This window comes from Phyllobacterium sp. P5_D12, from assembly GCF_054049495.1.
This window is the reverse complement of record NZ_JBFUMG010001108.1, coordinates 1-678: the sequence shown is the minus strand read 5'-3', so window position 1 is coordinate 678 and position 678 is coordinate 1. Positions and strand designations below refer to the sequence as shown.

The window sequence follows — 678 nt, the reverse complement described above, 5'->3', positions numbered from 1 at the left end:
AATCTGTAGGGTGAGGTTTCGATGATTTCTGCCTGCAGAGCCATACGATCACGAAGATTGGATATGACCATKACCGCCACGTCGAGTTCGCCGCCCACCAGCAGATGTTCCAGGTAGGAGCCATTGTCTTCGATGGCACTGACTTCGACGCCGGGGGAAGCACGGCGGAAACGGGCGAGGAGGTCCGAAAGGACATACCCTGCGACGAGCGATGTTACACCGAGGTGCAGCTTGCCCGCTTGTTTCGGGACCTCTTCGGAAAACGAACGTCGTGCATCTGAGACATCGGCGAGGATCTTCGTCGCATGGCGCAGGAATTGGTGGCCGTTATAGGTGATATCGAGGCCGCGTGGATGACGTTCGAAGAGTTCGACGCCGAGATCGCTTTCGAGCTCTTTTATGGCCTCTGTGATCGACGATTGTGAAATCGACAGATTTTGTGCGGCGCGGGTGATGGAGCCCTGTTCCGCGACGGCGACAAAATACTGCAATTGCCTGATGGTGAATGCCATTCGCCGAGTTAATAGAGGGGTGCGCAGGTTGGCAAGCTGTGGTCGAAAAGGCTGTTGTTTAATATTGCCGATTGTTAATGATATTATAATATTATAAATAGGAGCAAGAAGTGGGGGAGCGCGCTGGGAGGTCGTGCCGTTTGCAACTTTGGCGACGGTTTTTGTC

1 protein-coding gene is annotated in these 678 nt (G+C 53.6%); it reads right to left on the bottom strand.

Annotated elements, in window-relative coordinates; genetic code table 11:
- Positions 1-512 (bottom strand): LysR family transcriptional regulator (locus tag ACXJ5O_RS28980; protein ID WP_457302915.1); only part of this gene is annotated, 512 nt, incomplete at its 3' end.
- Positions 513-678 lie beyond the last annotated feature (166 nt).